A 26,300-nucleotide genomic window follows, 5' to 3' on the forward strand; every position below is an offset into this window, starting at 1 on the left:
AGCCAGGACCGCCTGCGGTTGCGGGGCCACTAGCGCCTCTCAAGCGGGCGGCAAAGCCGCTCCCGGCCATCATCCCTGGCCTCCACGGCATATTTCCATCCCTGAATAAAATAAAAGGCACCGAAGTGCCTTTTATCTGTTTTCTGCTTTACGCTACGCTCAACCGCGCGAATAACGCTTGCGGAACTTGTCTACACGGCCAGCGGTATCCATGATCTTCTGTTTTCCGGTGAAGAACGGATGGCAGGCTGAGCAGACTTCCACGTGCAGATCCTCGCACAGCGCTGAACGGGTGGTAAACTCGTTCCCGCAGCTGCAAGCCACTTTAATCTCTTCGTATTTGGGGTGGATATCCGCTTTCATGACAGCCTCTGAATAAACTCAAACTACCCGCAAAATTAGGACGGGGTGAACGGGGCATTATAGCCAACTCCACCATTCCCCGCAATACTTACCCGGTGATTGCCTAGTTTCGCCTGCCGCGCCCGGGAAGCAGCGGGATGACCTTTGCCGACTTTCCGCTGCCCGCCCGGGCGGAGTACGCGCCGCTGCCGAGATCGTGGAGGCGGTCGACCAGCCCGCCCTCACCCATCATCTGCTCCCACATCATCCTGGATATACGGATGCAGGCCCCCATCGGGCTACCGGAGCGTCGTCGCTCCTGGTCGATACGCCACTGCAGCCGGCGCAGCCTATCCTGTTGCGCCTTGGGTGCCTGCCTGATGACTTCATCGATAGTCGAGCGGCGCAACGCCTCGAAGGCCAGCAGGTCGGTACTGGCCAGCTTCAGCCAACAATCAAAATCCAGCTTGCCTCCCGTCCGCTCCATTGACCATCCCTCCTTACCAACGCCTGCCGCTCCCTCCACCGCTTGGCGGCCTCACAGTGAAATCCTAGCACAGAGCACGACCGGCTGCCCTGAGTCGCAATACCACCCGGGACCTAAGAGGCTGATAGTTATAATATTGGTCGTACTTTAGGAGACTGTCGGCACACTGACGCGCCACGCACCCGCGCAAGAATAAGTTCCTGTATTCGGTCGCCCCTGGACCCCGCTGGCGGCGTTACGCTATTTGGCAAGGGAACAAAGCGCGCCTTGCCAGCGGGGTCCAGGAACGCCCTCGGTACCACGGAATTATCCTTGCGCGGGTCCAAATCAAAGCAGTCCGCCCACCACGTCGTCCAAAAACAGCCAGGCGGCTTCCGATGTTCTGACAGTGCCGGCCTCGTGGAGCAACATGCCCCGTTCCAGCAGATTTGCCAGCCTGCCCCACAAATACGCCTCGTCCAGCCCCGTGCGCTCGGCAAACAGCGCCACCGCGAAGCCCTGCTTCAGTCTCAGCGTGTTCATCATGAATTCAATAAAAAGGTCCGCGCCATCGAGTCGGCTCTCTCCGGAGAGCGCCCCCCTGCGGCCGGCGCCGCGCAGATACTCCTCCGGACGCTTCACCCGCCATCTGCGCCGCACCTGCCAGGGGGGGGCGGAGGTGAGCTTGCCGTGCGCCCCCGCTCCAATACCGATGTAGTCGCCGAACTGCCAGTAATTGAGATTGTGCCGACAGACTCGGCCGTTGTGCGCGTAGGCCGACACCTCATACTGCCGATAGCCGGCCGCCGCCAGCAACCGCCGCCCCTCGGCCTGGAGATCGGCCGCCGCGTCCTCGCCCGGCATGGCCCGGGGCGACTGGCGATGGAAGGGGGTATTCGGCTCCAGCGTCAATTGATAATAGGAGATGTGATCGGGAGCGGCGTCGATGGCCAGTCGGACATCCTCGCCGGCCATCGCCAGGGTCTGCCCCGGCAGGCCGCACATCAGGTCCAGATTGACCGACTCAAACCGGGCCGAGCGGGCACTGTCGATCGCCGCATGGACCTCCTCGGGGCCATGGATCCTGCCCAGCCGGACAAGGGAGTCTTGCTGAAAACTCTGCACTCCGATGGAGAGGCGGTTCACCCCCGCTTGCCGATAGCCGAGATAACGTCCGTGCTCGAGGGTGCCGGGATTCGCCTCCAGGGTCACCTCCATACCCGCGACACAGGAGATCCGCTCGCGCACGCCCCGCAGCAGCCGCTGGATCGACTCGGCGGAAAACAGGCTCGGGGTGCCGCCGCCGATAAAAATGCTCTGCAACTCACGCATCCGGGCCCAGCCGCCGGCCAGCTCAAAATCGAGATCCGCCAGCAGGGCCTCGATATAGGCCGCCTCCGGGATGCCGGTCCGCGCCTCGTGGGAATTGAAGTCGCAATAGGGGCATTTGCGCACACACCAGGGCAGGTGGATATAGAGCCCCAGCGGCGGCAACAATGGCATTTGACTCATCTATCCTTCCTCATTCCATAACCATCAAATCCGGTTTTCGCCCCATCAACATTAACCGCTTTGCAACACTGCGAACAGGGGGTAGCATATTGGCCCATTTGTCACTAATCACTCGCATGAGGATAAAAATGTTTGAACAGCTCAGTGCCGCGCCGGCCGATCCCATCCTTGGTTTGACGGAAGCCTTCAAGAAGGATACCCGCACCGGCAAAATCAATCTCGGCGTCGGAATCTACAAGGATGAGGCGGGCACCACCCCTATCCTCTCATGCGTCAAAAAGGCTGAAGAGCAGCTGCTGACCCAGGAGACCAGCAAGAGCTATCTCAGCATTGAAGGCACCTCCGAGTACGGCCTGGGCGTGCAACGCCTGCTGTTCGGCAATGACAGTGACATCATCAGCAGCGGTCGCGCGCGTTCGGCCCATGCCCCCGGCGGCACCGGCGCCCTGCGCATCTGCGCCGAATTTATCGCCCGGCACATGCCCAGCCGGCGCATCTGGGTGAGCAACCCCACCTGGGCCAACCACGCCAACATCTTCCAGGCGGCCGGCCTGGAAGTGATCACTTACGACTACTACGACGCCGAAGCCAAGGACAAGGACTTCGCCGCCATGAAAAATTCCCTGCAGCAGGTGGCTGCCGGTGATACCGTGCTGCTTCACGGCTGCTGCCACAACCCGACCGGTATCGACCCCACCACCGCGGAGTGGGAGGAGCTGGCGAAGCTGTCGGCGGCCGGCGGCTGGCTACCCCTGTTCGACTTCGCCTACCAGGGTTTCGGCAAGGGCATTCAGGACGATGCGACCGGCCTGCGCATCTTCACCGAACACAATCCCGAGCTGCTGGTGGCCAGCTCCTTCTCGAAGAATTTCGGGCTCTATAACGAGCGCGTCGGCGGTATCACCCTGCTGGCGAAAGAGGCCGATCAGGCGGATAACGCCTTCAGCCAGATCAAGTCGATCATTCGTGCCAACTACTCCAATCCGCCATTCCACGGCAGCGGTATCGTCACCACCATCCTCAACAATGCCTCCCTCTATGCCGAGTGGGAGAAAGAGGTGGCCGAGATGCGGGACCGCATCCAGGCGATGCGCGATCTGTTCGTGGCCACCCTGAAAGAGAAGGGGGTAAGCCAGGACTTCAGCTTTATCAGCCGTCAGTGCGGCATGTTCTCCTTCTCCGGACTGAACCCGGACCAGGTGAAACGCCTGAAAGAGGAGTTCGGCATCTATATCGTCGGCTCGGGCAGGATCAGCGTCGCCGGCATGACCCGCAACAACATGGATGCCCTCTGCAGCGGTATCGCCCAGGTGCTGTAAATCTGGGCTCGCCTGGAGGAGATAAGCGGCGGTCAGCGAACATGCTGGCCGCCCTTATTTATCGATGGCCGGGCTGGGTTGTACCGTTTCGATCAGGCGGTACCTGGCGGCACACGCCATCCATCCAAGACCGCTCCCGCCATCCCCGGACGTAACTACTCACGGAGTGATTGGCCTGCCTTGTTGGCCGATCTTGGTGGCGCCTCGAATCCGGCCCCGTTTTCAGATTCAAGCCTGCCCTTGTTTGAGCGAAGCGAGTTTGGGCAGGCGCTGAAAATGGGGCCGAATTCGAGGAGGCAAGCCATCGTGTGAGGCCGGCAAGGCAGGTCAATCACTTCCAGACCGGGTGAGTAGTTACCCCCGGACAAAAAAGCGCCCGGCTCAAACCGGGCGCTTTTTTATCGGCTTGGCGTCCGCTATCAGGTGTTGGCAAACTCCACGCCTTTGGCAATGTTGCTCTCCAGGGTCGGCAGCATCTCGTCGAACAGCTGCTGCTCGTAGGCACTCAGGGTACCGGCCGGCAGGATCTCCTCCACGCCGTTCTTGCCCAGGCGCACCTGCAGGGAGAGGAAGCGGGTCGGCTGATTCTCCACCTCGACATAGGTACAGACCACCGATTCTTCGCCACCCAGTGCTTTCAGCAGGGTCAGGGCGAAACGGGCGCCGGCATCGGCCATGGAGAGGGTGGCGGAGCCGCCGCCCGCCTTGGCCTCGACCACCTCGGTCCCCGCATTTTGAATGCGCGGGGTCAGGCTCTCGATCTCCTCCTGGGAGAATTCGATACCGATCTGGGAGAGCAGGGGCAGGATGGTATTGCCACTGTGACCCCCGATCACCGGGATATTCAGGCTGGTGGGATCCAGGCCCTTCAGCTCCGCCACGAAAGTGTTGGAGCGGATGATATCCAGGGTGGTGATACCGAACAGCTTGCGCTTGTCATAAACACCGGCCTTCTTCAGCACCTCGGCCGCGATCGCCACGGTGGAGTTGACCGGGTTGGTGATGATGCCGTAGCAGGCATTGGGACAGACCTTGGCGCCGGTCTCCACCAGCGCCTTGACAATACCGGCATTGACATTGAATAGGTCATCGCGGGACATGCCCGGTTTACGCGGCACACCGGCCGGAATGATCACGATATCGCTATCCGCCATCGCCGCTTCCAACTGATCGGCACCGTAACCGGAGACCTTGACCGGAGTTGGAATGTGGCTCAGATCCGCCGCAACGCCTGGTACCATCGGATTAACATCGTACAATGCCAGCTCGGAACCAGCGGGCATGGCATTTTTGAGTAGGAGGGCCAGTGGCTGACCGATGCCGCCGGCAGCGCCAAGAACGGATACCTTCATGAGATTAATCCTCTGCAGTAGTGTTGGGAGTTAACTTAGAATAGCTGAAAATCGGACGAAATCTTACGGCATTTCCCGGCAAGAATCCATGTTCACGGCAAAAAACCGCAAAATAAATAGGACATTCATACTAATTTTTCATTAAATTCTGGGAATAGCCGAAAAATAGCCCTAAACTTGCAAAATCCAGGTTACTATTTGTTGGCATTGGTATAATCTATTCGATAATTCTATAGTCATTATTTGTTTTTTTAATCTAAGCTGAATCACCAACCCCCGTATATATAAGGAATAGGACATGTCAGACGAGCTCAGCGAGGCGTCACTTCAGTATCACCGTTACCCAAAACCCGGGAAGCTGGAGATCGTTGCCACCAAGAAAATGGTCAACCAACGTGATCTCGCACTCGCCTACTCACCCGGCGTTGCCGCCGCCTGTGATGAGATCGTGCGTGATCCCAATGAGGTGGCCAATCTCACCGCCCGCGGCAATCTGGTGGGCGTTATCACCAATGGCACGGCCGTACTCGGTCTTGGCGCCATCGGTCCGCTGGCGGCCAAACCGGTCATGGAGGGGAAGGCGGTACTATTCAAGAAGTTTGCCGGGGTCGACGTTTTCGATATCGAACTCGACCTGACGGACCCGGAAAAGATCATCGAAACCGTCGCCGCCATGGAGCCGACTTTCGGCGGCATCAATCTGGAGGATATCAAGGCCCCGGAGTGCTTTGAGATTGAGCGTCGACTGCGCGAGCGGATGAACATCCCGGTGTTCCATGACGATCAGCACGGCACCGCCATCGTGGTCGCCGCCGCCGTGCGTAACGGACTGCGGGTCGCCGGGAAAAAGATCGAGGAGGTACGGCTGGTCTGTACCGGCGCCGGCGCCGCGGCCCTGGCCTGCCTCAACCTACTGGTCAGCATGGGACTGAAAAAGGAGAACATCCGGGTGGTCGACCGGGATGGGGTGGTCTACAAGGGTCGCAAGGCGGACATGGACCCCTACAAGGAGGTGTATGCGGTCGAGACCGACCAACGCACCCTGGATGATGTCATCGAAGGCGCCGATATCTTCATGGGCCTCTCGGGACCCGGCGTGTTGAAGCAGCATCAGGTGCAGAAGATGGCCAGTCCGCCCTTCATTCTGGCCCTGGCCAACCCGACCCCGGAGATCACCCCGGAAGAGGTGCTCGCGGTGGCCCCGGACGCCATCATCGCCACCGGTCGTTCCGATTACCCGAATCAGGTCAACAATGTCCTCTGTTTCCCGTTCCTGTTCCGCGGCGCCCTGGATGTGGGCGCCACCACCATCAATGAGCAGATGAAAATCGCCTGTGTCGAGGCCCTCTCCGACCTGGCGATGAAGGAGGCCTCCGACCAGGTGCAAGCCGCTTACGGCGGCCAGGCGCTGCAGTTCGGTCGTGAGTACCTGATCCCCCGACCGTTCGATCCGCGGCTGATGACCGACCTGCCGCCGAAGATCGCCCAGGCCGCCATGGACTCCGGCGTCGCCACGCGGCCGATCCAGGACTTCCATGAATACCGCAGAACCCTGCGCGAGTTTGTGTTCCGTTCCGGTCTGGTGATGAAGCCGGTATTCGAACGGGCTATCGCCAATCCCCAGCGCGTGGTGTTTGCCGAAGGTGAAGCGACCCGAGTATTGCAGGCGGTGCAGGTGCTGGTGGATGACAGCATCTGCAAACCGATTCTGATCGGCCGCCCGGAGGTGATTGAGGAGAAGGCCAAGGGGCTCGGCCTGCGCTTCCAGCTGGGTCAGGATGTCAAAGTCGTGAATATGAATGACAACCCGAACTTCGAACGGGACTGGCAGCATTATCATGAGATCGAAGGACGCAACGGCGTCTCACCCGCCTTCGCGCGCGGCGTGGTCCGTACCCGCTCCACCGTGCTCGCCGCACTGCTGACCCGGCAGGGCGATGCGGACGCCATGATCTGCGGCGTGGAAGGCGCCTATATCCAGCACCTGAAATATATCCGCAGCGTTATCGGTATCCGCGAAGACACCACCGACTGCTCGGCCATCACCATGCTGATCCTGTCCAAGGGTACCTTCTTTCTCACCGATACCCATGTGACCCCCGATCCCTCGCCGAAACAGATCGCCAAGAAGACGGCCATGGCGGCGGAGATTGTACGGCGCTTCGGCATGTCGCCCAAGGCGGCCCTGCTATCCCACTCCAACTTCGGCAGCCGGGATAACGCCTTCTCGCGCAAGATGAAGGAGGCACGGCGGATTCTGCACGAGCAATATCCCGGGGTGGTCGTGGAGGGCGAGATGCATGCCGACTCGGCGCTCTCCGATGAGATCCGTGACAAGGTATTCCCCCATTCACGTTTCAAGGGCGCGGCCAATCTGCTGGTGATGCCCAACCTGGATTCGGCCAACATCGCCTACAACATGGTCAAGATGCTCGGCGAAGCTGTCCCGGTGGGCCCGATGCTGACCGGGCTGAAATATCCGGCCCATGCGGTCTCCGACTCGATCACGGTACGCGGCATTGTCAACATGAGTGCCGTGGCGGTGGTTGATGCGATTGACTGGCAGACGACCCACACCGCGGGCTGAACCACAAAGCGGGATATCCGCATCACTCAGGCGCGTACCGATCAACTCGGGCGCGCCTGATTTTTTCTGTTCATGTAACGCAACCTCCGTCCGTTTTATCAAACTGCGTAAATGTTGCGCCTGCAACTGTTTATTGGCCCGCATGATGATACCGTCGATGCAACCCCAATCTTCACGGGTGTTATAAATTCACGATTCTATTTGCACTCCCTGAGTTGATCGCATATATATAAGCTTCTACGCTGTTCAGATAATAACTGTAAACAAGACAGAGGAGATCCAGATGAAGCGTCGTGATTTTCTAAAAAAGGCGGCAGTGGGTGCTGCGGTTGCCGGGGCCTCAGCCACGCTCATATCTTGCGGGCAACAACAACAGCAGCAAGAGACGACCAAAACCACCAGCAAAAAAATCAAATGGCGCATGGCCACCAGTTGGCCGAAGGCGTTTGACACCATCTATGGTGGCGCCGAAACCGTTGCGGCACGGGTCAAGGCGATGACCAATGGCCAGTTCGAGATCATCCCCTATGCCGGCGGTGAGCTGGTCGGCGGCCTCGAGGTCTTCGATGCGGTATCCCAAGGAACCGTGGAGATGGGACACACCGCCTCTTACTACTATGTTGGCAAGAATCCGGCCTTTGGCTTTGATACCGCCATCCCCTTCGGCCTTACCTATCGCCAGCAGAACGCCTGGCTATACAACGGTGGCGGAATCGAGGCAATGCGCAAGATCTACGCCGAGCACAATATCGTCAACTTCCCCGCCGGCAATACCGGTGTGCAGATGGGTGGCTGGTTCCGCAAAGAGGTCAACACCGTAGCCGATCTGCAAGGCCTGAAGATGCGCATCCCCGGGCTGGGTGGCAAGGTGATGAGCCGGCTCGGCGTTACCGTGCAGGTGCTGGCGGGTGGAGAAATCTATCCGGCACTGGAACGTGGTGTCATCGATGCCACCGAGTGGGTGGGTCCCTACGATGACGAGAAGGCCGGCTTCTACAAGGTGGCCAAATACTACTACCATCCGGGCTGGTGGGAGCCCGCCCCGACCCTGAGTCTCTATGTCAACCAGAAGGCGTGGGACAGTCTGCCGAAAGAGTATCAGGAGATCATCGCCTCCGCCGCCGCCGAGGCCAATCTGGATATGATGGTCGACTATGACTCGAAGAACCCGAAGGCCCTGAATAGTCTGGTGAGCAAGGGTGTGGAAATGCGTGAATTCTCCCAGGAGATCCTGGAAGCCGCGCGTAAGGAGGCCTATGCGCTATATGATGAGCTGGCGGCAGGTGATGCCCAGTTCAAGAGTATCTACGAGGGTTGGAAGGCGTTCAAGGAGGAATCCGATCCCTGGTTCAATACCGCCGAGGCATCCTACTCGCGCTTCAACTTAAAATAATCATACCGCTGGCAGGCAAAGCGGTTCCTGGAAAAAAGCCCCATCTCCTGAGGGAGTTGGGGCTTTTTTTGTCCTAAGGGACCGGCGCCCTAAGCAGACTGACCAACCCCCATACTCAGCAATCCCGTCACCAGTTGCGGGAAGTAGAACAACGCCAGCAGGCCGATCAGCTGTATCACGATGAAGGGTACGGCGCCGCGGTAGATATCGGCCGTGGAGACCGAGCGGGGTGCCACGCCGCGCAGATAAAAAAGTGAGAAGCCGAACGGCGGCGTGAGGAACGAAGTCTGCAGATTCATGCCGATCATGACACCGAACCAGACCAGCGCCATGCGGCCCGGCTCATCGAACTCGGCAAACATCGGCGCAAGAATCCTGACCACCACGGGCGCCAGCAGCGGGACGATAATAAAAGCGATCTCGAAGAAATCGATAAAGAACCCGAGAACAAACACCAGCAGGTTGACCAGCACCAGGAAGCCCACGATGCCGCCCGGCAGGGAGGTCAGCAGATCCTCCACCCAGAGATCACCGTACAGGCCACGGAACACCAGCGAGAACGCCTGGGAACCGACCAGGATAAACATCACCATACTGGTCAGTTTCGCCGTCTCGGTCATGCTGTCCAGCACCGAGCTGAGGGTCAGGCGGCGCTTCAGCACCGCCAGCACCATGGCGCCGATCGCACCAAAGGCGCCCGCCTCGGTGGGTGTCGCCCAGCCGGCAAAGATACTCCCCAGCACCACCACGATCAGCGCCAGCGGGGGGATCATCACCAGGATGATTTCCCGGCTCAGTTTTTTCCCGTTCAGATTTCGCGCCTCTACCGACATCGCCGGGGCCAGTTTGGGCCGGGTCAGTGCAATAAGGCCGATATAGGCCATATAGAGTCCGGAGAGCATCAGCCCGGGAATCAGCGAACCGACAAACAGATCACCCACCGGGGCGCCCAGTTGATCCGCCAGTACAATCAGGACGATACTGGGGGGGATCACCTGGCCCAGCGTCCCGGAGGCGGAAATAATCCCGCAGGCCAGGGACTTGGAATATTTGCTCTCAAGCATGATCGGCAGGGCGATCAGGCCCATCGCCACCACCGTGGCGCCAACCACGCCGGTCGCGGCGGCCAGCAGGGTACCCACAATCACCACCGAGATCCCGAGCCCGCCGCGCATCCGGCCAAAGGCGATGCCCATAGTTTTGAGCAGATCCTCCGCCAGTCCTGTTCGCTCCAGCACCATACCCATCAGGATGAAGAAGGGCACCGCCAGCAGGGTGTAGTTCTGCATCACCCCGAAGATACGCTGCGACATCGCCTGCAACAGGGCAAAGTCCAGCAGCTCCATGTTGATGCCGATGGCGGCAAACGCCAACGCCGTGCCGCCCAGGGCAAAGGCCACCGGGTAGCCCATGAAGATCAGCAACAGTGCGCCACCGAACATGATGGGACCTAACAGATCAGGGTTCATATGCCTTCCTCCTCATGTACCTGGGGGAAGGGGATAAACCCGTTGAGGAAGGCGACCTGCTTGATCAGCTCGCTGATGCCCTGAAAGATCAGCAGGATAAAGGCGATGGGTATGGCCGATTTGATCAGATAGCGTGGCAGGCCGCCCGGATCGGGGGATCCCTCCAGGATTGCCCAGGAGTCGGCCGCATAACTGTAACTGACCCACAGGATCAATGCCGACAGCGGGAACAGAAACAGGCAGGTGCCGATAATGTTTATCCACGCCTTGAACCGATCCGATACCCGTGCGTAGAGAATATCCACCCGCACATGGGCCTGGTGTTTCAGCGCATAACCGGCGCCCCACAGAAACACCAGACTGAACATAAACCATTGCGCCTCGATATAGGCATTGGAGCTCAGATCAATACCGATCGTCTGACTCAGCTTGCGGGTGATGGCATTGTAGGCGCCCAGCAGCACCATAATCACAACCAGCCAGGAGATCAGCCGTCCAATCCGTTCATTCACGGCATCGATGATGCCGGAAAGACGTAGAAACTTTTGCATAGAGTAAAACCCTTAGGCTAATTTTTATGGGTTACTGCAGTTAAGGGCTCGCGCAAGAATAAGTTCCGGTGTTCGGTCGCCCCTGGACCCCCTCGGTGCTACGGAATTATTCTTGCGCGAGCCTAAACCATTGAACCATACAAGATTCAACGACTGGAAACCACCTCCATGCGAGCAATGGAAATCGACTGATAACCCTGCAAAGGCCACGCTTTACGCCCCTTTACGCCCGCGGGGTTGTAGGCGAGAATCCATTGGGTAATCCTCGGACATTCAGGTAACAAACATCATGACCACTCTCTACGGCGCTGTCGACAGTGTGCTCCCCGCACTGACCGAACTGCTCGGCGAACGGCTTTCCACCGCCTCCGCGGTCCGGGAGCACCGCGGACATGACGAATCCGGTTTCAAGACCGTACCACCGGATGCGGTGGCGTTTGCCCACAGTACGGAGGAGGTGAGCGCGATCGTGAAGATCTGCGCCCGCCACAAGATCCCGGTGATCGCCTACGGTACCGGCACCGCCATCGAAGGGCATGTACAGGCGCTGCGGGGCGGGGTCTGCATTGACCTCAGCGGGATGGACCGGATTGTGGAAGTCAACCCGGAGGACATGGACTGCACGGTGCAGGCCGGGGTCACCCGGATGCAGTTGGAGAGTCACCTGCGCGACACCGGCCTGTTCTTTCCAGTGGATCCGGGGGCCGACGCCTCCCTCGGTGGTATGGCGGCCACCAGCGCCTCCGGCACCAACGCCGTGCGCTACGGCACCATGAAGGAGAATGTGCTGTCGCTGAAGGTGGTCATGGCCGACGGGCGCATTATCCGCACCGGCACCCGGGCGAAGAAATCCTCGGCCGGCTACGACCTGACCCACCTGTTCATCGGCTCGGAGGGCACCCTGGGGATCATCACCGAGGTGACGCTGCGGTTGCATGGCCTGCAGGAGGCGATCTCCTCTGCGGTGTGCAGCTTCCCGAGCGTGGACGACGCCATCAACATGGTGATCCTCACCATCCAGTCGGGCATCCCGATCGCCCGTATCGAACTGCTCGACGGCTTGATGATGCACGCCATCAACCGCTATTCGAAAATGGACTACCCGGAGCAACCCCACCTGTTCCTGGAATTCCATGGCAGTGCCGCCAGCGTCAAGGAGCAGGCCGAGGCGGTGCAGGAGCTCGCCAGCGAGTTTGGCGGCGGTAATTTCAGCTGGGCCACCCGCAGCGAGGAGCGCAACCGCCTGTGGAAGGCGCGCCACGACGCCTACCCGGCGGCGCTGCAGCTGCAGCCCGGCACCCGGGCCATCACCACCGATGTTTGCGTGCCAATCTCGCGGCTGGCGGAGTGCATCCGCGAGACCCGCGAGGACATCGACCGGGCCAGCATGCCCATCGTCATGCTGGGCCATGTGGGCGACGGCAATTTCCATCTGGCGATCCTGCCGCATCCCGACCGTCCCCAGGATATCGAAGAGGCCGAGGCGCTGAATCACCGCCTGGTGCGCCGCGCCCTCGCCCTGGACGGCACCTGTAGCGGCGAGCACGGCATCGGCCAGGGCAAGATCGGCTTCCTGGAGGAGCAGAACCCGGAGGGGGTGGTGCTGATGCGCCAGCTCAAGCAGACCCTGGACCCGGACAACCTGCTCAATCCGGGCAAAGTGTTGCGGATGGATTGAGCAGGCTCATGGTAGAAAAACTGTTCTGGCAGGATCCCTATCTGACCCGACTGGAGACGAGGGTAGCGACGGTTAACGGTGGCTCGGTCACCCTGGAGCGGACCATCTTCTTTGCCTTTTCCGGTGGCCAGGAGAGTGATCGGGGCAACATTGGGGGTTACCCGGTGATCTCGGCAGACAAGCAGGACCGGGAGATCATCTATACCCTGGAGGATGATCACCAGCTGAAGCAGGGAGATTTGGTGCTGATTGAAATCGACTGGCCGCGCCGCTATCGACTGATGCGTCTGCACTTTGCGTGCGAGCTGGTACTTGAATTGGTCTACCGGGCACTGCCGGGCATCAACAAGATCGGCGCCCATATCGCCGAGGACAAGGCGCGGATCGATTTCCTGCATGCGGAAAGTCTCGGTAGCTTGCTGCCAGATCTGACCAAACAGGTCAACGCCATGACCGCAAGAGACCTGCCGATTATCAGTGACTTCAGCGACCGCGCCGGTGAACGGCGCTTCTGGGCCATTCAGGATTTCGCCCAGGTGCCATGTGGCGGCACCCATCTGAAACGTACCGGGGAGCTCGGTACGGTGTCGCTGAAACGCCGGAATCCGGGCAAGGGCAAGGAGCGCCTTGAGATCCTGGTCGACTGATTCCGACGATGCACGCGGATATCGGAACCTACCACCCGCCGGCGGATAACGGCCTTGAAATCCTCTATCAGGATGAGGCGCTGCTGGTACTGAACAAGCCCAGCGGCCTGCTCTCGGTACCGGGACGGGGAGAGGAGAAGCAGGACTCGCTGGCGCGACGGGTACAGGCGCGGATTCCCGATGCCCTGGCCGTCCACCGCCTGGACATGTGCACCTCCGGTGTCATGGTAATGGCGCGGGGAGGCGAAATGCACCGCACGCTGAACCGGATGTTCCAAAAGCGGGAGATCGGCAAACGCTATATCGCCGTGGTCGACGGCCGGCTGGCACCGGCCTGCGGCAGCGTCCGCCTGCCGCTGATCTGCGACTGGCCGAACCGGCCGCGACAGCGCGTCGACCACGAAATCGGCAAACCCTCCATCACCCATTACCGGCGGCTGGAGTACCGGCCGGAGAACGACAGCAGCCGCATCGAACTGATCCCCGAGACCGGACGCTCCCACCAGCTGCGGGTGCACATGCTGGCGCTCGGTCATGTCATCCTGGGGGACAACCTGTATGCCGACCCGGTCAATCGGGAGCGGGCACCCCGCCTGCAGCTGCACGCCTGTGAGCTGAGCCTGCGCCACCCCCTGAGCGGCGAACCCATGACCTTCCACTCTCCGGCGCCGTTCTGAACGAGGCCCTGGAGAACCACGGATTCACACAGATAAACACGCAGGTGAGGTGTCGGAGTCAAACCAGGCTCGGTCGGGTGGCCTGATCGCACGGCGGGCGGCTGGTTTGACTCCGACACCTGGGGGTTCCGGCAAGGTGGGCACAAACTACGTGCCCACCCTACGCGGCTGGCCTCATCACAAGCAATCGTATCGTAGGGTGGATAAGCCGGTAGGCGCATCCACCGTAGCACTGGTGAGGAGTGGTACAGGGATGTACCGTTTACGGACCTGAGGATGGCTTGCGCCTCTGGCTTATCCACCCTACAAAAAACACTGGGGAACCACGGATTCACACAGATAAACACGGATTCAGAATTCTGATCTCCTATCTGTGTAAATCCGTGTCCATCCGTGGTTCCTTATTAACCGGGTTGGGATAATCAGGCTATTGAAAGCCATATTTAGCTCGGTAGGGTGGGCACGCTTTTTGTGCCCACACGGAAGGTGCGGCACCGGGCAAAAAGGTGGGCACAGACTACGTGCCCACCCTAAGCGTCTGCGGATCACCAGGCGGTCAGCTCAGTCAGACTTCACAACGGCTGCAGGTTGGCATAGGCCGCCACCAGCCACTTGGCGCCCACCTGTTCGAAATTGACATGCACCCGGGCGCTGCCGCCCTGGCCCTCGGCGTTGAGCACCACCCCCTCGCCGAACTTGGGATGCAGCACCCGCTGGCCCAGTTGGAAGCCGCAGGCGGGATCGGCAAAGCCGGACGAGGCGGCGCCATAGACCGGTCGGCTGATCTGCGGCCGGGAGCGGATTTCGCGAACCAGCTCAGCCGGGATCTCGCGCAGAAAGCGCGAGGGCAGGGGATAGGACTCGCTGCCGTGCAATCGCCGGCTCTCGGCATAGGTGAGGTAGAGCTGCTCCATGGCCCGGGTCATGCCCACGTAGCAGAGGCGCCGCTCCTCCTCCAGCCGCTCCGGATCCTCGGCCGACATGCTGTGGGGGAACAGCTTCTCCTCCACCCCGGCGATGAACACCAGCGGAAACTCCAGCCCCTTGGCCGAGTGCAGGGTCATCAGCTGCACGCAGTCCTCGAACTGGTCCCCCTGGTTCTCGCCGGCCTCCAGCGCCGCATGGGAGAGAAAGGCCGACAGCGGGTCCAGCTCATCCTCATCCTCGGCCACCTCGTAGGTGAACTCGCGCGCCGCATTGACCAGCTCCTCCAGGTTCTCCACCCGGTCCTGGCCCTTGCCGTCGCGACCCTTGCGGAAGTGCTCCGCCAGGCCGGCGGCCGAAATCACCTGATCCGCCAGCTCGTGCAGCGCCAGCCCCCGGGTGGACGCCTGCTGTTCGGCGATCAGCTCCAGAAAGCCGTTCAATGCCGAGGCCGCGCGCTTGGCCATGGCGCCACCCTGCACCAGCTCCTGGGCGGCTTGCCACAGGGAGCAGCCGAAGTCCCGGGCGTGGGCGCGCACCGCATCCAGGGTGCGTGGGCCGATGCCACGGGGCGGCTGATTGACCGCCCGCTCGAACGAGGGGTCCTCCTGGGGATTGGCCACCAGGCGCAGATAGGCGAGGGCATCCCTGATCTCGGCGCGCTCGAAGAAACGCAGCCCGCCGTAGACCCGATAGGGCAGCTGGGCGTGGATCAGGGCCTCCTCGAACTGGCGTGACTGGGCGTTGGAACGGTAGAGGATGGCGCACTCGTCACGGCGGTGACCCTCCTCGGTAAAGTGACGAATCCGCTCCACCACAAAGCGCGCCTCATCCACCTCGTTGAAGGCGTTGTAGAGCAGGATCGGCTCGCCCTCTTCACCGTCGGTCCACAACTCCTTGCCCAGCCGTGATGGGTTATTGGCGATCACCGCGTTGGCCGCCTTGAGGATGGTGGCGGTGGAGCGGTAGTTCTGTTCCAGCCGCAACAGCGGCGCGTTGGGGAAGTGCTTGCGGAAGTCGCGGATATGCTCCACCCGGGCACCACGCCAGCCATAGATCGACTGGTCATCGTCGCCCACCGCAAACAGGTGGTTCTGTTCCCCCGCCAGCAGCCGCAGCCAGGCGTACTGAATGGTGTTGGTGTCCTGGAACTCATCCACCAGGATGTGCTGGAAGCGTTCGCGGTAGTGATGCAGGATATCCGGCCGGTCGCGCAGCAACTCATGGGCACGCAGCAGCAACTCGGCAAAATCGACCACGCCGCCGCGCTCGCAGGCGGCCTGATATTCGCTGTAGATGCGGATCATGGTGCGCTGGTAGGGATCGCCCCCGTCGTCCATGTGCTGGGGCCGTACCCCCTCGTCCTTGCGCCCGTTGATGAACCACTGCGCCTGGCGCGGCGGCCAGCGCGCCTCGTCCAGGTCCATCGCCTTGAGCAGGCGCTTGAGCATCCGGTACTGATCGTCGGAATCGAGAATCTGGAAACTCTGCGGCAGGTTGGCATCCTTCCAGTGGGCGCGCAGCAGGCGGTGGGCGAGGCCGTGAAAGGTGCCGACCCACATGCCGCCGACCGGCTGGCCCAGCAGGGTCTCGATGCGCCCCTTCATCTCCCGGGCCGCCTTGTTGGTGAAGGTCACCGCCAGGATATTCCAGGGCGCGGCCCCCACCACCTGCAGCAGCCAGGCGATGCGGTGCACCAGCACCCGGGTCTTGCCGCTGCCGGCGCCGGCCAGCACCAGCATGCCGCCCGGTGGCGCGGAGACCGCCTCACGCTGCGCATCGTTCAAACCTTCGAGAATATGTGAAACGTCCATCGGACTATATTAACAGCGGCGGGGCGGGATCACGACCGCTTGTGCAAAGCCGGGCGATTAACATCAAAAACGCCATTGACCGAAGAGGGGGTGTTGTTTAGTTGACCGCGGTCATTTCCTTACTATTTGTAGCGTTTTATAAAGGAGGCCCATGGAACAACAGTAGGGGGAAAATTCAAGGTTGGTCGTGTAATCAACAATAAATCCCGCGTGCAGGGAGTCGCGCACCAGGGGATCCGGGATGGAAGCTAACGGGCATTGATCGCGTCATGCCCGTTTTTTTTGCCCCGGGATGGGCGGGAGCGGCTTTGCCAGGGGCCCATATTCGCACCACAGATAGAGAGAGGCCGGAGCCGCTACGCCTGCACTGCTTCGGCGTAGCGCTCGCGCAACCGTGGCTTCTCGATCTTGCCGGTGGCATTGCGCGGCACGCGGTCGAACAGGTAGCGGCGGGGACGCTTGTAACGGGGCAACCGCTCCGCGAAAGTTGCCAGTGCCTGTTCCGTGAGACTATGCCCCTCCTTGAGCTGGATGATCGCCGTAACCAACTCGCCGAGGCGCTGGTCCGGGGTGCCGATCACGGCGATATCCTGGATGCTCGGGTGTTCGAGAAAAAAGTGCTCGATCTCCACCGGCGAAACGTTCTCGCCACCGGTGATAATCAAGTCCTTCTTGCGATCCACCAGCCAGATGAAGCCCTCCCGGTCCATCCGGGCGATGTCGCCGGTATGCAGCCAGCCATCCTGGAGGGTCTCGGCGGTCGCCTCCGGGTTGCGGTAATAGCCCTGCATCACCCCCGGTCCCTTCACCAGCAGTTCACCGGCCTGACCCGAAGGCAGGCGCTTGCCCCGGTCATCGACAATACACGCCTCCCAGTCAAACCCGGGCTTGCCGATGGCGCCGATCTTGTGGCTGTTGCCCGCACCGAGATGGATACAGCCGGGACCGCTGCTCTCGGTCAGGCCGTAGTTGGTGTCGTACTCATGGTGCGGAAACAGCTTCCTCCACGCCTTGATCAGGTTAGGCGGCACCGGCTGGGCGCCGATATGCATCAGCCGCCACTGATCCAGGCGGTAACGGCCGAAATCGAGTTCGCCGTTCTCCCAGGCGATCAGGATGTCGTGGGCCCAGGGCACCAGCAGCCAGACGATGGTCGCTTGTTCCTCGGAGATCGCCTCCAGGATCCACTCCGGGCGCGCGCCCTTCAGCAGCACCGCCCGGGCGCCGACCACGAAATTGCCGAACCAGTGCATCTTGGCCCCGGTGTGGTAGAGCGGCGGTATGCAGAGAAAGTTGTCTTCATGGGTCTGCCGGTGGTGCTGGTTCTCCACATAACAGGCGTGTTCCAGGTTGCGGTGGCTCAGGCTCACCGCCTTGGGCAGACCGGTGGTGCCGGAGGTGAAGTAGAGCGCCGCCTGGTCGGTGATCTCCAGGTCGATCCGCGGCGGGGTATCGGCAGCCCCGCTGACAAAGCGGTCGTAGGCGATGGCAAAACCGGGGCAATCCTGGTCCGGCCCCACATAGACATAGTGGCGGACGGTTCGGTCCAGCGCCGGTTTCACCGCGGCAATGCGTTGGCTGAATTCCGGCCCGAACAGCAGCACCCGGGCCTCGGCAAGCTCATTGCAGCGCTGGATGATCCCGGCCTCGAAGCGGAAGTTGAGCGGCGCGGCGATGGCGCCGGCGCGCAGGATGCCGAAGTAGGCGGGCAGCCACTCGAGCGAGTTCATCATCAGGTGCAACACCCGATCCCCCCGGGCGACGCCGTGGGCCAGCAGGGCGTTGGCCAGGCGGCTCGCCTCGCGATCAAACATCCGCCAGCTGATCTCCCGCCGGCGGTTGGCGGCCGGATCACGCTCAACCAGCGCGATCTCGTCGGCATACATACGTCCGTTACGGGACAAAATCTCGGTAATCAACATCGCTGGGAATGGCCTGTCGCTCGATTGGTGGCGACCCCTGCCCCCCCGCATGCCCTGTACAAACCGATGAAGCGGGGCTGGAATCAGCACAGGTCTTGTGGGGTTAATTTATCACAGAAAAAGAGGGGCCGTGAGGAGTGGTACAGGGACGTACCGTTTACGGACCTAAGGAGGGAGGAGTGGTGCAGGGATGTACCGTTTACGGAGCCGAGGATGCCATGAACCGTTTACGGATCTAAGGATTGAATAAACGCGAACAAGGTTATTGGGGATCCGGTTGACCTGGGTCGGGTGGGCACGCTTTTTGTGCCCACGCGGAAGGTACGGTACGTGGCAAAAGGTGGCCGCAGACTACCTGCCCACCCTACGCAACTCAACCGGATAAACGGCGCTATTCGCGTTCGATCGTGGCGATGGTCCCCAGCGCCGTCTCGATCTCCGGGTAGCGGGGCAACCACGCCTCCGACAGGTCGGCCATGGCGCCGAAGCAGCGCAGGCGCATTACATTGGGCTGGCTGTCGGACTGCAGCCAGAGATCGTAGTAGCGGGATATCAGCGGCTCGCCGATCTCCCTTTCGGAAAGGGAGAACAGCCCCAGTCCAGCCACCCGAACAGAGGGCTGTCCGACGATCTGGGTGTTGCCCAGTTGAACCTGTTTTACCGCGAAGGTGTCGGGCGCTATCTGTTGCGGTGTCTGTTTCAGATCCCGCACCTCGAAGCTGCAGCTGGGCCAATACTGGTCCAAATCGGAATGGCCCGTCACCGCGCCGCGCTGCAGGAATACCCGGGTATGTCCCGACCGGATATCCAGCGGTTGATTCAGCACAATACGACTGCCCACCGGGACGCGGTAGAAGGGCGAGTCCGGATTCCGCACCGCCTGCTGGACACAGGAGCTCAGCAGCAGGGGTACAACAAGGGTCAGGGTCAGTTTCATCAGGCCGTTCATTCGCCACCTCACCGGTTACTCTAATACCGTAGACAGGCCGGTACAGACCGGGTTCATCCATAGTATACGACCGGATCGAATGCGCATCCGCAATTCCGGGGAAAACGAGTCCTCTGCGCCGGCCAGGGTCTATAATCCAGGGTGCCTTTTCTATCTTGCACACAAGGAACACACCATGAAGTCAATTACTGCTGTACTGTTGAGCGCCCTGTTGCTGGTTACCGCAGGCAATCTCCTGGCCGCCAAGAAAGAAGGCAAGGCCTACGGCGCCGGCGGCGTCTCGGAAGAGAAGATGAGCGACTCCGCCGCCGAACACCGCAAGGCTTATGCCGGAGAAAACGAGAAGAGGATGAGTGAAGAGAAGGAGATGAAAGAGGAGAAGATGAAAAAAGCGAAGAAGCAGAAATAAGATCATTTTCTGCCCCTCAACCTCCCGGGGATCGGTGCTGGGCCAATCGACGCTTGCCCAGTCGCCCCCAGTACGCCGCCTGGCACCGCCCCCCCCACCACCCCGCGGGAGACCGCCGGGGAAGTCGCCGCACCCGGCCGAACCTGCGGCAATATATGCTTTACTTAAATAGAGCATTCGAGATCACGGCACAGCGACATACAAGGCTGTCCACACCAACAACCAGAAAATAAGGACCCGGTCATGAGCGAAGCATTCGATCAAGTCGATGAACTGGGCCCGGCCAAGATTATCCACGTCTACGAGCCCACCCATCAGCTGAAGGCGATCCTGGTGGTCGACAACGTGGCCTGCGGACCGGCCATCGGCGGGCTGCGCATGGCCCCCGACGTGAGCACCCGGGAGTGCGCCCGGCTGGCCCGCGCCATGACTCTGAAGAATGCCGCCGCCGGACTCGATCACGGCGGCGCCAAATCGGTGCTGTTCGGCGACCCGAAAATGCCCCGCGAACAGAAGGAGCCGCTGATCCGCGCCTTTGCCTGCGCCGTGCGCGGCAACGAGGAGTACATCTTCGGCCCCGACATGGGCACCGACGAGAGCTGCATGGCCTGGGTCCGGGATGAGCTGGGCGGCCGTGCCGTGGGGCTGCCCCGGGCGCTCGGCGGCATCCCTCTGGATGAACTCGGTGCCACCGCCTGGGGCCTGAGCAGCGCCGTGGACGCCGCCCTGGAACACGTGGACTTCCGCCTCGACGGCGCCCGCCTGGTGATCCAGGGTTTCGGCTCGGTCGGCTTGCACGCCGCCCGTTTCCTGCTGGAGAAGGGCGCCGTGCTGGTGGCGGCGGCCGACTCCCGGGGCGCCACCTACCACCCGGACGGCCTCGATCTGGACGAGCTGATCCGCCTCAAGGGCGAGGGCGCGAGCGTCGCCAGCTATCCCAAGGGGGAAAAGCTGGCGCGCGATGCGGTGGTCGGCATCGCCTGCGACATCTGGATCCCGGCGGCACGGCCTGACGTGGTGCATGCCGGCAATGTCGGACTGATGGACACCCGGCTGGTGGTGCAGGGGGCCAACATCCCGTTCACCAGCGAGGCGGAGACCGCCCTGCATCAGCGCGGCGTGCTGGTGATCCCGGACTTCATCGCCAACGCCGGCGGCGTCATCTGCGGCGCCATGGAGTATCGGCACATGAGTCAAAAAATGGCCTTCGAGGCCATCGCCGAGAAAGTCAGTAGCAACACCGCCGGGGTGCTGGAACGGTCGGCCAGGGAAAAGATACCACCCCGGGAGGCGGCGGTGGCCATGGCCGGCGAACGGGTACGTCGGGCCATGCAGACCCGGCGCTGGTCCATCTTCTGATCCGCAATGCCACCCCGGCGCAAGGAGTACATGATGCCACCGCTGAACAGCAGCTACCTCCACCAGGGCAGTGACTTCCCGCTGATCGGCGACACCATCCCGCAGTGGCTGGCGCGGGTGACGGCGGCGCAGGGCGGGCGCGAGGCGGTGGTTTCGCGTCCCCAGGCGCGACGCCTGAGCTATCGGCAACTGGCGGACCAGGTGGACCAGCTGGCGCGGGCTCTGCTGGGATTGGGCTTCAACCGCGGCGACCGCATCGGCATCTGGTCCACCAACAATATCGAGTGGCTGCTGCTACAGCTGGCCACCGCACGCATCGGCGTCATCCTGGTCAACATCAATCCCGCCTACCGCAGCCATGAACTCGCCTACGCCCTGCAGCGTTCCGAGGTGCAGGGGCTGTTCCTGATCCCCGCGTTCCGTTCCAGCGACTACCTGGCGATGCTGCTCGAGCTGCTGCCGGAGCTGCGCCAGGCACCCCCCGGGGAGTGGTGCAACGCGCGCTTCCCCCACCTGCGCCGGGTAGTGTTGTACGACCCCCGCAACCCCGAAGCCACGGCACCGGCGGCACCCGGGATGAATGTCTGGCGCGACCTGTTGGAGGCGGCGGAGGCGGTCTCCGGCGCCACCCTGGAGGCGGCCACGGCGGCGCTGGACCGGGACGACCCGATCAACATCCAGTACACCTCCGGTACCACCGGCTCACCCAAGGCGGTGCTGCTGAGCCACCATAACCTGATCAACAACGCCTGGTTCGCCGCCCAGGGGCTGCAGTTCGGCCCCGATGACCGGCTCTGCGTCTCGGTGCCGTTCTACCACTGCTTCGGTATGGTGCTGTGCAACCTGCTGGCGCTTTCGGTCGGCGCCTGTGTGGTGATCCCCTGTGAGCACTTCGATCCGCTGCAGGTGCTGGAGACGATCGAGGCGGAGCGCTGTACCGCACTGCACGGGGTGCCCACCATGTTCATCGCCGAGCTGGACCATCCCCGGTTCAGTCGCTTCGACCTCGGCTCCCTGCGCACCGGCATCATCTCCGGCGCCCCCTGTGCCCCGGAGCTGCTGCGCCGGCTCACCGAACAGATGCACTGCGGCGAGATCCTGGTCGGCTACGGCCAGACCGAAGCCTCGCCCCTGACCCATCTCTCCCGTCCCGACAGCACCCTGCAGCAGCGTACCGAGACGGTGGGCATCAACCTGCCGCACCAGGAGGTGAAGCTGGTCTCCACCGAGAGCGGGCAGACCGTGCCGATCGGCGCGGTGGGGGAGGTCTGCTATCGCGGCTATCACGTGATGCGCGGCTACTACGGCGATGCCGAGGCCACCGCCCAGGCCATCGACCCGGCGGGCTGGCTGCACTCGGGGGATCTGGGGGTGATGCAGGCGGACGGCTACCTGCGCATCACCGGCCGACTCAAGGAGATGATCATCCGCGGCGGCGAGAACATCTACCCCCGGGAGATCGAGGACTTCCTGTTCACCCACCCCAAGATCGCCTCGGCGGCGGTGTTCAGCCTACCCGACCCCTTCTACGGCGAGGAGGTGGTCGCCTGGATCAAGCTGCGCGCAGGTGAACAGGCCAGCGAGGCCGAAATCCGCGACTACTGCAAGCAGCGGATCGCCCACTTCAAGGTACCGAAGCAGATCCGCTTCGTCGACGAGTTCCCGATGACCGTCACCGGCAAGCTGCAGAAATTCCGCATGCGCGAGCTGATGCTGGCGGAGACGGACCAGACCCACATTATCTAAACGCGTAAATGCTTGAAAGGGAGGATCTGCCCAGAGTTAGATGGCGTCGTCCCGGGAGACGGATACCCCGATTGATAACCACTACCACTTGGATATACTGAAACCATTGTTTTTACCGATGGTTAATCCATGAACCTGCGGGACCTGAAGTACATCATCGCCGTTGCCGAGACGCGGCACTTCGGCAAGGCGGCTGAGCGCTGTTTCGTCAGCCAGCCCACCCTTAGCGGCCAGATCAGGAAACTGGAGGAGGAGTTGGGGGTGGCGATCTTCGAGCGCAGCAACCGCTCGGTGACCATCACCCCGGTGGGCGAAGAGATCCTGGGCCATGCCCGGCAGATGCTGGAGCAGGCGGATGCAATCCAGCAGGTGTCGCGGCGTCACCAGGACCCGCTGGCCGGCCCCCTGCGAATAGGCGCCATTCCCACCCTCAGCCCCTACCTGATGCCGCTGATTCTGGCGCCGCTGAAAAAACGCCACCCGCAGATGCAGCTGGTGCTGTCGGAGGAGATGACCGAGACCCTGCTGCAACGCCTGCATCGGCACGAGATCGATGCCGCCCTGCTGGCCACCCCGGCGGACGCGCCGGACCTGCGGAGCCTGCCGCTGTTCAACGAGCCGTTCTGGGTCGCCTTCCCCCGCAGCCACCCGTTCTACACCCGGGAGCGGATCACCCAGGCGGACCTGAACAACGAAAACCTGCTGCTGCTCTCCGAGGGCCACTGCCTGGCCGACCAGGCGATGACGGTCTGCCACCTGCAGCAGCGTCAGGCGGAAGGCGGAATGGCGGACCTGCGGGCGGCTAGCCTGGAGACCCTGATTCAGCTGGTCGGCGCCGGTTACGGCATCACCCTGATCCCGGCGTTGGCGATGCGCGGCTCCTGGGCCAGCGGCAGTGGCGTGGTGGCCCAACCTCTGGCCGCGGCAGACGCCTCGCGAAACGTGGTCCTGGTCTATCGCCAAAGCTTCCCCCGCCAGGAGGCACTACACGCCCTGGCCGCCGTGCTCCTCGACAACCTCCCCAACACCGTGACCCCTCTCGCCGCCGACAGACCGACCGAATAGCGGCATCCAGCGCAGCGCCCCCTTTTGGGTAATCGATAGTCCATTATGGCTGTCCCGTTAACAAACACTGCCATGTTGTAAAGGGTGATTTTCCTTGGCCTACAGTGTGTTTTTCAGAATTGAGACACGAATTCTCAGTGACTTCTCCCGTCATTCCGGCGCAGGCTGGAATCCAGCAGTTTCAACGACTTACTGGATGCCGGCCTGCGCCGGCATGACGGATGAAAAGTTAACGGGACAGCCGTGATAGGTTATGCCTATCAATTTTATAGTAACAAACGATTTTACCTATCTATTGCCAGCCCCGATAATCCTCCCATCGCCAGCAACAACCCAGGCCGGAAGGAGGGTAAGCCATGACCAAGACATTCACCTTTGCCGCCGTGCATTTCAGTGTCGCCTTTTCGGTGGCCTACCTGCTGACCGGCAGTCTGCTGGTGGGGGGCGCCATCGCCCTGGTCGAGCCGGCCATCAACACGGTCGCCTACCACATACACGAATGGCTCTGGATGTGCTGGCGGCAGGCACACGACAACAGCGCCGGCAACCGCGTCCGCTTTGCTTGAAACGATCAACCCTGACTTATTGAAACGGAGAAAACCCATGTTTAAAAATCACGAAGGCAACAACGTACCCCAGGTCACTTTCCGCACCCGTCGCAACCACGAGTGGGTCGATGTCACCAGCGACGAGCTGTTCAAGGGCCGGACCGTGGTGGTGTTCTCACTGCCAGGCGCCTTTACCCCGACCTGCTCCTCCACCCACGTGCCGCGCTACAACCAGCTGGCACCGGCCTTCAAGGCGCAGGGCGTGGACGAGGTGATCTGCATCTCGGTCAACGACGCCTTCGTCATGAACGAGTGGCAGGCGGAACAGCACGCCGACAACATCACCTTCATCCCGGACGGCAACGGCCACTTCAGCGAGGGCATGGGGATGCTGGTGGACAAGCAGGAGCTGGGCTTCGGCAAGCGCTCCTGGCGCTACTCCATGCTGGTGAAGGACGGCGTGGTGGAGAAGATGTTCGTCGAGCCGAACAAGCCGGGCGACCCGTTCGAGATCTCCGACGCGGACACCATGCTCGGTTACATCGCCCCCAACGCGGAGAAACCGAAGGACATCACCGTCTTCACCCGTCCGGGCTGCGAGTTCTGCGCCCGGGCCAAGGGCATGTTGCACGACGCCGGCCTGCAGTTCGAGGAGCTGGTGCTGAACCGGGACTACACCGAGGCCAGCCTGCGGGCGGTCGCCGGCCAGTCCACGGTGCCCCAGGTGTTCATCAACGGGGAGCACATCGGCGGATCGGAGGCGCTCGAGGCGTACATGGCCGAGGCCAAGGCTGCCTGATACGGCATGCAGCCACCCCGGGGTTGTTGTCGTGGGACAGGGAGGTCCCGATGCCGTTCCGGCTATCCCCCGGTGAAGTAAAACCAGAACGGTATTGGCGCCACCGCCACGACCAGCAGGGCGAGATAGCCCCAGTAGGGCACGAGCCGGCTCATGCCCACCATCAGGCCGATACCGCCACCGCCGCCGATCAGCGCATTCCCCGGCATATTGAGAATCGCGGCAATGCTCAGGTAGCGGTGATTGACCAGGAACAGCGCCACCTTGTCCGGCAGTTGATCCTGCAGCAGCCGCAGACGCTCGCTGCGGCCCAGCGGCTCAAGCTGCAACACCAGCAATCGTGCGCGCTCGAGGTGGAGCCACTGAAGGAATCGGCAGACCAGTGCGGATGGTATCAGGCGCCCCACCAGGTAGCTGATAGAGAGCGCTGCCAGGGTGGAGAGGTAGACCAGCACCGCCCCCTTGCTGCCCAACAGCATCATCAGACCGAGACCGATCTCCATACCTGGCATGAAGGGCATCGCCATCAGCAGGATATAGAACAGCACCACCCCCAGGATCAGCAGGTCGCGCATCGCCGCCTGCCGGGGAGTGATCCCACCAATATTGATCTGCTCCTCAAGCCACACACCGGTGAAGTGAAGCCCCACCAGCACCAGGATCAGCAGCAGGAGCTTGAGATAGCGCCCGCGCCTGACGGCCCGGTCCCGGCTCTGATTCACTAACAGCATTCAGTACCTGCTTATCGATTAGTAGCGGCTCCCCCGGACGG

The 26,300-nt window shown here is 61.8% G+C and carries 22 protein-coding genes; 12 read left to right on the forward strand and 10 right to left on the reverse strand.

Annotated elements, in window-relative coordinates; all coding sequences use genetic code 11:
- Nucleotides 1-159: 159 nt before the first annotated feature.
- From rpmE to hemW, 3 genes are all read right to left on the reverse strand, one after another.
- Nucleotides 160-363 carry a 50S ribosomal protein L31 gene (gene rpmE / locus NPX02_RS08095; protein WP_260293002.1) on the reverse strand — a complete coding sequence of 68 codons (204 nt, stop codon included), beginning with the start codon at nt 361-363 and terminating at the stop codon, nt 160-162.
- A 103-nt stretch (nt 364-466) separates the two neighbouring features.
- The gene (locus NPX02_RS08100; RefSeq protein WP_260293003.1) at nt 467-829 is read right to left on the reverse strand and encodes a DUF3135 domain-containing protein; all 363 of its coding nucleotides are present in this window, start codon (nt 827-829) and stop codon (nt 467-469) included.
- 327 nt (nt 830-1,156) lie between these two features.
- Entirely contained in the window at nt 1,157-2,320 is a 1,164-nt protein-coding gene (gene hemW, locus NPX02_RS08105; RefSeq protein ID WP_260293004.1) for a radical SAM family heme chaperone HemW, read from the reverse strand.
- A gap of 128 nt (nt 2,321-2,448) precedes the next feature.
- On the opposite strand from hemW, the gene NPX02_RS08110 reads away from it, so the two are divergent.
- Complete coding sequence (locus NPX02_RS08110) at nt 2,449-3,639, forward strand: amino acid aminotransferase (RefSeq protein ID WP_260293005.1); 1,191 nt, start codon at nt 2,449-2,451, stop codon at nt 3,637-3,639.
- A gap of 419 nt (nt 3,640-4,058) precedes the next feature.
- On the opposite strand, the gene mdh is transcribed toward NPX02_RS08110, so the two are convergent.
- Nucleotides 4,059-4,991, reverse strand: a complete 933-nt coding sequence (mdh, locus tag NPX02_RS08115; protein ID WP_260293006.1) for a malate dehydrogenase — start codon at nt 4,989-4,991, stop codon at nt 4,059-4,061.
- 298 nt (nt 4,992-5,289) lie between these two features.
- On the opposite strand from mdh, the gene NPX02_RS08120 reads away from it, so the two are divergent.
- Complete coding sequence (locus NPX02_RS08120; RefSeq protein ID WP_260293007.1) at nt 5,290-7,578, forward strand: NADP-dependent malic enzyme; 2,289 nt, start codon at nt 5,290-5,292, stop codon at nt 7,576-7,578.
- A gap of 283 nt (nt 7,579-7,861) precedes the next feature.
- Entirely contained in the window at nt 7,862-8,971 is a 1,110-nt protein-coding gene (locus tag NPX02_RS08125) for a TRAP transporter substrate-binding protein (RefSeq protein ID WP_260293008.1), read from the forward strand.
- Between the two features lie 89 nt (nt 8,972-9,060).
- Here NPX02_RS08125 and NPX02_RS08130 read toward each other — a convergent pair whose 3' ends face one another.
- Both NPX02_RS08130 and NPX02_RS08135 read right to left on the reverse strand, forming a co-directional pair.
- The gene (locus tag NPX02_RS08130) at nt 9,061-10,440 is read right to left on the reverse strand and encodes a TRAP transporter large permease (protein WP_260293009.1); all 1,380 of its coding nucleotides are present in this window, start codon (nt 10,438-10,440) and stop codon (nt 9,061-9,063) included.
- A complete protein-coding gene (locus NPX02_RS08135; RefSeq protein ID WP_260293010.1) occupies nt 10,437-10,991 on the reverse strand; it encodes a TRAP transporter small permease subunit in 555 nt (184 codons plus the stop codon). Before NPX02_RS08135 ends, NPX02_RS08130 begins: the two co-directional genes overlap by 4 nt.
- A 289-nt stretch (nt 10,992-11,280) precedes the next feature.
- On the opposite strand from NPX02_RS08135, the gene NPX02_RS08140 reads away from it, so the two are divergent.
- Genes NPX02_RS08140 through NPX02_RS08150 form a run of 3 tightly spaced genes read left to right on the forward strand, consistent with a single transcriptional unit; the run spans nt 11,281 to nt 13,993 of the window.
- Entirely contained in the window at nt 11,281-12,669 is a 1,389-nt protein-coding gene (locus tag NPX02_RS08140; protein WP_260293012.1) for an FAD-binding oxidoreductase, read from the forward strand.
- Between the two features lie 8 nt (nt 12,670-12,677).
- Nucleotides 12,678-13,316, forward strand: a complete 639-nt coding sequence (locus NPX02_RS08145) for an alanyl-tRNA editing protein (RefSeq protein WP_260293013.1) — start codon at nt 12,678-12,680, stop codon at nt 13,314-13,316.
- An 8-nt stretch (nt 13,317-13,324) separates the two neighbouring features.
- Entirely contained in the window at nt 13,325-13,993 is a 669-nt protein-coding gene (locus NPX02_RS08150) for a pseudouridine synthase (protein WP_260293016.1), read from the forward strand.
- Between the two features lie 572 nt (nt 13,994-14,565).
- On the opposite strand, the gene uvrD is transcribed toward NPX02_RS08150, so the two are convergent.
- The 3 genes from uvrD to NPX02_RS08165 form a co-directional block, all read right to left on the reverse strand.
- The gene (uvrD, locus tag NPX02_RS08155; RefSeq protein ID WP_260293018.1) at nt 14,566-16,731 is read right to left on the reverse strand and encodes a DNA helicase II; all 2,166 of its coding nucleotides are present in this window, start codon (nt 16,729-16,731) and stop codon (nt 14,566-14,568) included.
- 356 nt (nt 16,732-17,087) lie between these two features.
- Complete coding sequence (locus NPX02_RS08160; RefSeq protein WP_260293020.1) at nt 17,088-18,653, reverse strand: class I adenylate-forming enzyme family protein; 1,566 nt, start codon at nt 18,651-18,653, stop codon at nt 17,088-17,090.
- A 391-nt stretch (nt 18,654-19,044) separates the two neighbouring features.
- The gene (locus NPX02_RS08165; RefSeq protein WP_260293021.1) at nt 19,045-19,602 is read right to left on the reverse strand and encodes a hypothetical protein; all 558 of its coding nucleotides are present in this window, start codon (nt 19,600-19,602) and stop codon (nt 19,045-19,047) included.
- Between the two features lie 175 nt (nt 19,603-19,777).
- Here NPX02_RS08165 and NPX02_RS08170 point away from each other — a divergent pair, with 175 nt between their 5' ends.
- From NPX02_RS08170 to NPX02_RS08195, 6 genes are all read left to right on the forward strand, one after another.
- Nucleotides 19,778-20,011, forward strand: a complete 234-nt coding sequence (locus NPX02_RS08170; protein ID WP_260293022.1) for a hypothetical protein — start codon at nt 19,778-19,780, stop codon at nt 20,009-20,011.
- 243 nt (nt 20,012-20,254) lie between these two features.
- A complete protein-coding gene (locus tag NPX02_RS08175) occupies nt 20,255-21,370 on the forward strand; it encodes a Glu/Leu/Phe/Val family dehydrogenase (protein WP_260293023.1) in 1,116 nt (371 codons plus the stop codon).
- Nucleotides 21,371-21,403: 33 nt separating this feature from the next.
- Complete coding sequence (locus NPX02_RS08180; RefSeq protein ID WP_260293024.1) at nt 21,404-23,116, forward strand: AMP-binding protein; 1,713 nt, start codon at nt 21,404-21,406, stop codon at nt 23,114-23,116.
- Between the two features lie 129 nt (nt 23,117-23,245).
- Nucleotides 23,246-24,181, forward strand: coding sequence for a LysR substrate-binding domain-containing protein (locus NPX02_RS08185; protein WP_260293025.1), 936 nt, complete (start codon nt 23,246-23,248; stop codon nt 24,179-24,181).
- Between the two features lie 356 nt (nt 24,182-24,537).
- The gene (locus tag NPX02_RS08190) at nt 24,538-24,747 is read left to right on the forward strand and encodes a DUF2061 domain-containing protein (RefSeq protein ID WP_260293027.1); all 210 of its coding nucleotides are present in this window, start codon (nt 24,538-24,540) and stop codon (nt 24,745-24,747) included.
- Between the two features lie 37 nt (nt 24,748-24,784).
- Nucleotides 24,785-25,528, forward strand: coding sequence for a glutathione peroxidase (locus NPX02_RS08195; RefSeq protein WP_260293028.1), 744 nt, complete (start codon nt 24,785-24,787; stop codon nt 25,526-25,528).
- Between the two features lie 62 nt (nt 25,529-25,590).
- Here the strand turns inward: NPX02_RS08195 and NPX02_RS08200 are convergent, their stop codons facing one another.
- The gene (locus NPX02_RS08200) at nt 25,591-26,259 is read right to left on the reverse strand and encodes a hypothetical protein (protein WP_260293029.1); all 669 of its coding nucleotides are present in this window, start codon (nt 26,257-26,259) and stop codon (nt 25,591-25,593) included.
- Nucleotides 26,260-26,300 lie beyond the last annotated feature (41 nt).

This window comes from Sedimenticola hydrogenitrophicus, from assembly GCF_025175675.1.
Classification (GTDB): Bacteria; Pseudomonadota; Gammaproteobacteria; order Chromatiales; family Chromatiaceae; genus Sedimenticola; species Sedimenticola hydrogenitrophicus.

Bases quoted from the DNA above. Each gene is read 5' to 3' on its own strand.
- rpmE (WP_260293002.1), bottom strand. From the start codon at position 363: ATGAAAGCGGATATCCACCCCAAATACGAAGAGATTAAAGTGGCTTGC.
- NPX02_RS08100 (WP_260293003.1), bottom strand. From the start codon at position 829: ATGGAGCGGACGGGAGGCAAGCTGGATTTTGATTGTTGGCTGAAGCTG.
- hemW (WP_260293004.1), bottom strand. From the start codon at position 2,320: ATGAGTCAAATGCCATTGTTGCCGCCGCTGGGGCTCTATATCCACCTG.
- NPX02_RS08110 (WP_260293005.1), top strand. From the start codon at position 2,449: ATGTTTGAACAGCTCAGTGCCGCGCCGGCCGATCCCATCCTTGGTTTG.
- mdh (WP_260293006.1), bottom strand. From the start codon at position 4,991: ATGAAGGTATCCGTTCTTGGCGCTGCCGGCGGCATCGGTCAGCCACTG.
- NPX02_RS08120 (WP_260293007.1), top strand. From the start codon at position 5,290: ATGTCAGACGAGCTCAGCGAGGCGTCACTTCAGTATCACCGTTACCCA.
- NPX02_RS08125 (WP_260293008.1), top strand. From the start codon at position 7,862: ATGAAGCGTCGTGATTTTCTAAAAAAGGCGGCAGTGGGTGCTGCGGTT.
- NPX02_RS08130 (WP_260293009.1), bottom strand. From the start codon at position 10,440: ATGAACCCTGATCTGTTAGGTCCCATCATGTTCGGTGGCGCACTGTTG.
- NPX02_RS08135 (WP_260293010.1), bottom strand. From the start codon at position 10,991: ATGCAAAAGTTTCTACGTCTTTCCGGCATCATCGATGCCGTGAATGAA.
- NPX02_RS08140 (WP_260293012.1), top strand. From the start codon at position 11,281: ATGACCACTCTCTACGGCGCTGTCGACAGTGTGCTCCCCGCACTGACC.
- NPX02_RS08145 (WP_260293013.1), top strand. From the start codon at position 12,678: ATGGTAGAAAAACTGTTCTGGCAGGATCCCTATCTGACCCGACTGGAG.
- NPX02_RS08150 (WP_260293016.1), top strand. From the start codon at position 13,325: ATGCACGCGGATATCGGAACCTACCACCCGCCGGCGGATAACGGCCTT.
- uvrD (WP_260293018.1), bottom strand. From the start codon at position 16,731: ATGGACGTTTCACATATTCTCGAAGGTTTGAACGATGCGCAGCGTGAG.
- NPX02_RS08160 (WP_260293020.1), bottom strand. From the start codon at position 18,653: ATGTTGATTACCGAGATTTTGTCCCGTAACGGACGTATGTATGCCGAC.
- NPX02_RS08165 (WP_260293021.1), bottom strand. From the start codon at position 19,602: ATGAACGGCCTGATGAAACTGACCCTGACCCTTGTTGTACCCCTGCTG.
- NPX02_RS08170 (WP_260293022.1), top strand. From the start codon at position 19,778: ATGAAGTCAATTACTGCTGTACTGTTGAGCGCCCTGTTGCTGGTTACC.
- NPX02_RS08175 (WP_260293023.1), top strand. From the start codon at position 20,255: ATGAGCGAAGCATTCGATCAAGTCGATGAACTGGGCCCGGCCAAGATT.
- NPX02_RS08180 (WP_260293024.1), top strand. From the start codon at position 21,404: ATGCCACCGCTGAACAGCAGCTACCTCCACCAGGGCAGTGACTTCCCG.
- NPX02_RS08185 (WP_260293025.1), top strand. From the start codon at position 23,246: ATGAACCTGCGGGACCTGAAGTACATCATCGCCGTTGCCGAGACGCGG.
- NPX02_RS08190 (WP_260293027.1), top strand. From the start codon at position 24,538: ATGACCAAGACATTCACCTTTGCCGCCGTGCATTTCAGTGTCGCCTTT.
- NPX02_RS08195 (WP_260293028.1), top strand. From the start codon at position 24,785: ATGTTTAAAAATCACGAAGGCAACAACGTACCCCAGGTCACTTTCCGC.
- NPX02_RS08200 (WP_260293029.1), bottom strand. From the start codon at position 26,259: ATGCTGTTAGTGAATCAGAGCCGGGACCGGGCCGTCAGGCGCGGGCGC.